Source organism: Shimazuella sp. NTD248, from assembly GCF_059510395.1.
The window spans coordinates 21,878-28,641 of sequence record NZ_JCAJZT010000014.1; the positions used below are offsets into that span (position 1 = coordinate 21,878).

Annotated in this window: 7 protein-coding genes and 1 tRNA gene; 2 read left to right on the forward strand and 6 right to left on the reverse strand. The window is 36.5% G+C overall.

Going from position 1 to position 6,764, the window contains the following annotated elements:
* Window positions 1–420 precede the first annotated feature (420 nt).
* The 5 genes from AC5WOE_RS19540 to AC5WOE_RS19560 form a co-directional block, all read right to left on the reverse strand.
* Window positions 421–783, reverse strand: a complete 363-nt coding sequence (locus AC5WOE_RS19540; RefSeq protein WP_496053309.1) for a hypothetical protein — start codon at window positions 781–783, stop codon at window positions 421–423.
* 336 nt (window positions 784–1,119) lie between these two features.
* Window positions 1,120–1,587 carry a DinB family protein gene (locus AC5WOE_RS19545; RefSeq protein ID WP_496053310.1) on the reverse strand — a complete coding sequence of 156 codons (468 nt, stop codon included), beginning with the start codon at window positions 1,585–1,587 and terminating at the stop codon, window positions 1,120–1,122.
* A 293-nt stretch (window positions 1,588–1,880) separates the two neighbouring features.
* Window positions 1,881–2,252 carry a DMT family transporter gene (locus AC5WOE_RS19550; RefSeq protein WP_496051518.1) on the reverse strand — a complete coding sequence of 124 codons (372 nt, stop codon included), beginning with the start codon at window positions 2,250–2,252 and terminating at the stop codon, window positions 1,881–1,883.
* Entirely contained in the window at window positions 2,252–2,803 is a 552-nt protein-coding gene (locus tag AC5WOE_RS19555) for a TetR/AcrR family transcriptional regulator (RefSeq protein ID WP_496053311.1), read from the reverse strand. The genes AC5WOE_RS19550 and AC5WOE_RS19555 overlap by 1 nt, the downstream gene beginning before the upstream one ends.
* Before the next feature lie 261 nt (window positions 2,804–3,064).
* Window positions 3,065–3,140: transfer RNA gene (locus tag AC5WOE_RS19560), tRNA-Thr, on the reverse strand.
* Between the two features lie 248 nt (window positions 3,141–3,388).
* On the opposite strand from AC5WOE_RS19560, the gene AC5WOE_RS19565 reads away from it, so the two are divergent.
* Together AC5WOE_RS19565 and AC5WOE_RS19570 are read left to right on the forward strand one after the other, a co-directional pair.
* Window positions 3,389–4,762: an amino acid permease gene (locus AC5WOE_RS19565; protein ID WP_496051520.1), complete on the forward strand. Its 1,374-nt coding sequence runs from the start codon at window positions 3,389–3,391 to the stop codon at window positions 4,760–4,762.
* 125 nt (window positions 4,763–4,887) lie between these two features.
* Window positions 4,888–5,562: a uracil-DNA glycosylase gene (locus AC5WOE_RS19570; protein WP_496051521.1), complete on the forward strand. Its 675-nt coding sequence runs from the start codon at window positions 4,888–4,890 to the stop codon at window positions 5,560–5,562.
* Between the two features lie 51 nt (window positions 5,563–5,613).
* On the opposite strand, the gene AC5WOE_RS19575 is transcribed toward AC5WOE_RS19570, so the two are convergent.
* Window positions 5,614–6,018: an EthD domain-containing protein gene (locus AC5WOE_RS19575; RefSeq protein ID WP_496053312.1), complete on the reverse strand. Its 405-nt coding sequence runs from the start codon at window positions 6,016–6,018 to the stop codon at window positions 5,614–5,616.
* Window positions 6,019–6,764: the final 746 nt, after the last annotated feature.

Here is a 6,764-nt window from a genome sequence, read left to right on the forward strand (position 1 = left end):
GTGCATGGTCAAAATGTGGCCAAATGGCATTTTTGCGGACAATTTCCGCACTAGACATTTCAGGTACAGATGGGATGAAGATTTCATCAGTTACTTTAAGAGGATAATAATGGGTACTGATATCCATACGTTTTGTAGAAAAACAAACAGAGAAAGGGAGTATGAACAGATTTGGCAGACATGCCATGTTTTTGAGAACCCACTATTAAAGAATTTCCCCCTTGCATAGTAGTATATAAATAGCAGACACCCTTACAACACAAAAAGGTCACCACTTGGGCAACCTTCTACGAATCATATGTTCATTATAAATTTACTCACCTCTAATATAGGAGGCATATGATTGTATCTTATCAAAAAACATCATTGTAACCAGTCTAACTTATCCTGTAAATATTTACAGCTATATTGTGTAGCAGTCTAGTAATGCGCAGCTATACGTCCTTCCACATCACAATCTTTGGGTGTACATATGAGCGAGATTTTATAATATCCTACAGGAGCACCTACATTATAAGCAACGGATTTATCGGATGGTACATATCCACTTTTAACGACTTTCCCAGTTAATTCAGCAAATACTTTGTAGTAAACCTTATGACCGGAATAGCTATTTACATTGATTTTTAACTTCTGTCCAGATTGCAAATATATTTTTCCAGAAGTTTTACTTGCAGTGCCAGGTTGCAAAAAAATTGTTGTCGAGGATTGATCTGCAAACACATTCGAACTCAATGTGAGCAATGCAAGCAATAAGGCAACAAAAGAAAATAATCTTTTCAAATCAAACATCCACTCCAGTATATGTATTAGTCATTTTTGTATTAAATGACTATATTTCCAATATTATCACTATTATACTCTCTTGTGTAATGTTTTTTGGAGGTCATTGTTCCAAAAAAGAAAATTGTACGTTCAGACTTAATGGATTACTTGAGCTTTGAACACCAAATAAACACCATTATATATTTCAAAACAAAGTTATGCTCTTCAAGAAAAAACAAAAACCCCTGTAAACACAAGGATTTCGGGTGGTGCTGGAGATAGGGCTCGAACCTATGGCTACTGGTATAAAAAAACCAGAAACGAATCCGGGTTAAATGAAAATGTTGTCCCTTTTTATTGTCGCTCCCAAAACGCTGGCGGTTCAATCCCGAGTAACCGTAAGTAAATAAAACCTTGGCCTCGATGATGGATTTCATTTTCCAACGCATAATGAAGACGTTCGAAATGACCCATTTCACCACCAAAAAAGGGGTCTTTTTCTACGGTGTGCAACCGTTCCTCGGTGATTTTTGGCCACCATTTTTGCACATCCTCCTTTGTTTCATGACAACCATCTAAAAGTTCCGCTTTGGTCGAAACACCAGCAAAAGGTCGGCTAAATTCCCATTCATTGAGAGAGATACCGCGAATATATGCACGTTCAATATCTAGTATCTCTAAAATCATTTTTGAGAATGGCCGAAGCGGTTCTACCGGTGCAAAGGTGAATAACTTGTCTTCAGGGAAAGCCTCAATTGTTCGAATGGTTAAACGACGATTCCCATCCAAAATTTCGCGAAATTGCTCTAATGTCATGACCATCGTTGGTCGCCTCCTTAATTCTTGTCCCTTTCATTTTAAAACGTCAACCCTGACAAAGGTAGTCAGTGAAGAAATCTAACCTTTAAAGAAGTTTTTAAATAGACAGCGAATGTTTTTTTTTGCATATTCCCTGAAAATGTTCATTTAGGGGTAGTGAGACGGTAACTGCTCTAGTCGAGATTCTAGATAATTCCACAATAGGTAGAGTCTAAATTATAAAGTTCTTTCATTCATATAAAGAAGTCCCTCCAACATTTTATTAGTACTCTGTCTAAACTTAGGAACTATTAGTCTTAATTTGGAATAGATGAGTTTGTCGTTTCTTTTGTACTATCTGTCTCACCGTGAGCTGCACCGAATAAATTCAAAATCACAACCCCAATTACGATTAAAGAAATCCCGATAATACTTCCAGTATTTATTTTTTCTTTCCAGATCAGTACCGATATCAGTGCTGTGGCAACAGCTCCTACCCCTGACCAGATGGCATAAGTCATGTTTAAAGGAAGCGTTTTGAGAGCTAAAGAAATAAAAAAGAAAGAGATAAGAAACGCGATGATAGTGAATAATGTTGGAAATATCTTAGTGAATCCTTCTGATGCCTTAAGCATAGAAGTTCCAATCAGTTCACCAATAATAGAGACTGCCAGAAAAAGATATGCCATTATGAATCCTCCTTAATACTTGCCTTCAACTCCTCAATAATCTCTTGTTTGAGCTCTGCTTTTGGAGGAGCCAGCCCAAACATTTCGGCAAACCATAAACCATCTATTGCTAAACGGACGATCGTAGAACGAACAGGGTTTAATTCATCATTTTCGATTTTATCCTGAATTTTAGCATACTCATCCCGTAACAGTTTCAGCATCTCAGGATTAGTAAAATGCGCTGCTGAAAGGGCAGTGTACAGATCATTCCTATAGCTTTCTCCGTAAAACGATGTATCTATATAAGATCGTGTCCACTTTCCTTTGGAATGATGCTCATCTTCTGCCCTCCTATTAAACTCTCCTACAAAGTGATCGGATAGATGTTCGATCATACCCAGAATCAAGGCATTTTTATTGGAAAAATGATACAGTAATCCCCCCTTACTTATGCCTGCTCTTTTTGCAACAGCCTCTAATGTTAGTTTTTCTACTCCTTCTTCATGTACAATCTGTGAAACAGTTCTAAGAATCAGTTCTCTTTTTAACTTTTTTTTATTTGAAGTCAACTTTTATCACCACCCACCATATTATACCGTCTGGACGGTTTTATTTCAAGTGAGGGCATCGAGGTTCACAGAATGTGTAAAGTGCGAGTTTTATCTAAAGTAAGTTCCTATACAGGAATTTACTTTCAATTCGTTATTTTTATTGATTTCTAAAGTGAATCGCTTGAACTTTGAACACCAATAGACACCATTATATATTTCTAATCAAGGTTATGCTCTTCAAGAAAAAACAAAAACCCTTGTAAACACAAGGGTTTCGAGTGGTGCTGGAGACAGGATTCGAACCTGCGACCCCTTCATTACGAGTGAAGTGCTCTACCAACTGAGCTACACCAGCATAGGAAATATACGTATTTTGACCAAATCATTATATGTCAGATGAACAGATTAGTCAAATCCAATTTCTCTTTATTGTATCGATAAACCCACATTTCATTATTACTCAATGTGAAGTTAGCCTTTATTCCATTTAACTACCCTGCACTACATATTTTTTCTCATTCAACAAATTCTAAAAGGGAATGCAGAATGTAACAAAGAAAAATATAGATATGCTGTATTTTACATAGGAAAGAGTGGATGCGATTGTCGAAAAAACAAAACTCACAACATGGTTTATCACGTGAGTTACAGAGCCGGCATATTGAACTTATTGCCATTGGTGGAGCTATTGGTGTAGGGCTTTTCCTCGGATCAGCAACAGCCATAAAAACCGCTGGACCTGCAATACTGATTAATTATATTGTAGCTGGAATGATCATTTTCCTCATCATGCGTGCACTGGGTGAGCTAGTCATGTACAAACCTGTGTCTGGTTCATTTAGTACTTATGCTACAGAATTTATCGGAGAATGGGCTGGATTTTTTACAGGATGGACGTACTGGTTTATGTGGATTGTGATCGGGATGGCAGAGATAACAGCTATCGCAAAATATGTCCACCTATGGTTTCCAAAGGTAGCGAATTGGATACCTGCCTTAATTTCTTTAGTTGTTATATACATTATTAATATGATTGCTGTAAAGGTGTTTGGAGAAGTAGAATTCTGGTTTGCATTGATCAAAGTAGTAACTATTGTTGTTCTTATTCTTGTAGGATTATTAATCATATTTACTGGAATCGGAAACCATGGTCATGCTACTGGTTTTTCCAACCTATGGAGCCATGGTGGTTTTGTACCCAATGGAATAAGTGGACTCTTTCTATCTCTTCAAATGGTGATGTTTGCTTTCATCGGGGTGGAGTTAATCGGGATAACGGCTGGAGAAGCGAAAGACCCAGATAAAACCATACCGAAAGCTGTAGATAGTGTCATCTGGCGAATCTTAATTTTTTATGTTGGCTCCTTAGCAGTGATTATGGCCATCTACCCTTGGGTAGGTTTAAATGAAAATGTCAGCCCTTTTGTATTAACCTTTGAAAAAGTAGGCATCCCAGGAGCCGCAATGATTATCAATATGGTTGTCTTAACCGCTGCATTATCTTCCTGCAATAGTGGTGTGTTCAGCTCAGGGAGAATGTTATTTAATCTTTCCAACCTTGCACAAGCTCCAAAAGCGTTTCAAAAAGTAAACGATCGGAGTGTACCTGGAAGAGCAATTACTATCTCTACCCTTTTCCTCCTTATCGGCGTTGCCTTGAATTATTTTATTCCAAAGCAAGCATTTGCATATATCACAAGTATCGGGACAGTAGGTGCTGTTTGGACTTGGATCATTATTATGTTTGCCCATTTAAAGTATCACCAACAAGTGAAAGCTGGAAAAATTAAACGAAGTCACTTTCAAATGCCAGGTGCCCCTGTTACTAACTGGATTGTCATTCTCTTTTTAGCTCTAGTTATCGTCTTACTTGCATTTAATGATGAAACAAGAATCGCTCTATATGTAGGACCTATTTGGTTTATTATTTTAGCTATCGGTTATCAGGTAGTGAAAAAACGTAAACACAAAACATAGTTAAACTGGAACCACATTACTGGTTCCAGTTTTTTTGTCCAATTTCATAACTTTAACAAGATTGCTACCAAATTAACAGAAAAAGTATGTCATAATAGAACGTATATACTAAATGAGGTGAAAATATGTCCATTTTACATAATGACTGGCTCGACGTGGTCGGAAGTGAGTTTGAAAAACCATACTACCAACAACTACGACAATATTTAGTGGATGAATACAATTCACAAACTATTTATCCTATAAAAGACGATATATACAATGCACTTCATCTTACTCCTTATGAAGAAACAAAAGTAGTTATTTTAGGGCAAGACCCATATCATGGAGCTGGACAAGCACATGGGTTAAGTTTCTCTGTAAAACCAGGAGTAAAACAACCGCCTTCCTTAAAAAATATCTTCAAAGAGCTTCAGGCTGACTTGGGACATGCTATCCCAAACCATGGTTTTTTAGAGTCATGGGCTAAACAGGGTGTACTCCTCCTCAATGCAGTTCTTACCGTACGGGAAAAAACACCAAACTCCCATAAAAGCCAGGGTTGGGAAAACTTCACAGATCAAGTCATACAAAAATTGAATGAGAGAGAAACACCAGTTGTGTTTATTCTTTGGGGGAGACACGCACAAGCCAAAAAATCTTTCATCACAAACAAACATCACTATATCATTGAATCAGCACATCCAAGCCCACTCTCTGCTAAAAACGGATTCTTTGGCAGCAGGCCTTTTAGTAAAACAAACAATTTCTTGAGCAGCATAGGAAAAAACGAAATCGATTGGGCAGTTCCAAATCTTTAACCAAAAAGAGATGGCCATTGACTTGGCACATCTCTTTTTGGTATATCCATCTCAAAAAATTTCAAGATTATTAAGATCAACTATCTCAATAACTTCTCCTTCTTCCGTTTTTTTCTCTATCCAATTAGGAGCATAAACAACTTTTTCTTGAGCCATGAAACTTGCGATTTCAGTACCATCTTCACCAAGAGCTGAAACCAACTTTAAGATTGCTACTCCTTCTTCCGAACTAAGTATTCGTTTCATCTCTTCTATTGATTCAAAATAAGTCTCTGTAACAACATGGATATCATTTAACCCTTCTGGTTGTTTATCTGTTGAATGATAGAGAATAGTAAAATCAATTTTTATAACACCAGGTACACTTAATATTTTTGGGATAATTACCTTTGTATAATATGTTTCAAATCCCTCTAAATCATTGATGTTTCTATACAATCCCTGCACTTTTACCATAGTAGCCTCCCAAACTACTCCATATGTAAAATCACAAAGGGAGCGACTCGTCCCAAATCATATACTTATTTACTCCCTCTTTAATAAATGAAGTCATTCAATTTGAATTAACCTAAATGAGATACATATTGGAGCATATAAATTCTTCTAGTATTTTCCTAATAATCTATAGATTATCATTCCTAATGGAATTAAAGTATGAAACATTTATATAGTCATACTCATCTAAAGTCGATTTTGATTAGATACCTAATACTAGTATAGTATATACTGGATTCCTATTGTATAAATATTGTGATTTTATAAGTATAATAACTTTCAATTAGAAAAAGAATGATTAAGAAACATAAAAATCCATTCACAATAAATTATAAAAAAAAACGATATAGCCAACAAACCTTTTTATAAATAACTCATGGAATATCCCAAGACATAAAATTCCCTACGAAACGAATTTAAAATCTTCCCACCAGTTGACTGTCAGCTGCGGAGGCGACTTGGCGCTTACCTCGGTTGGACTTTCACCAACTAGCAATTATTATACCGTTTGCACAATCTATACTTGTATGGCTTAAATAATGAAAGCCTTGCGGTTTATTCGGTCGTTTCATCCAACCTGCATCTAGATCTGTTTTACTTTACTAAGACCTGCTTTTCTTCGAGAGTGCTAGAAACTCCCCTTTTTTTGCCCTTTTAACGGCTTGCTGGGCACATAAGAAAAAAACCCACCATAAACGGTAGGTTTT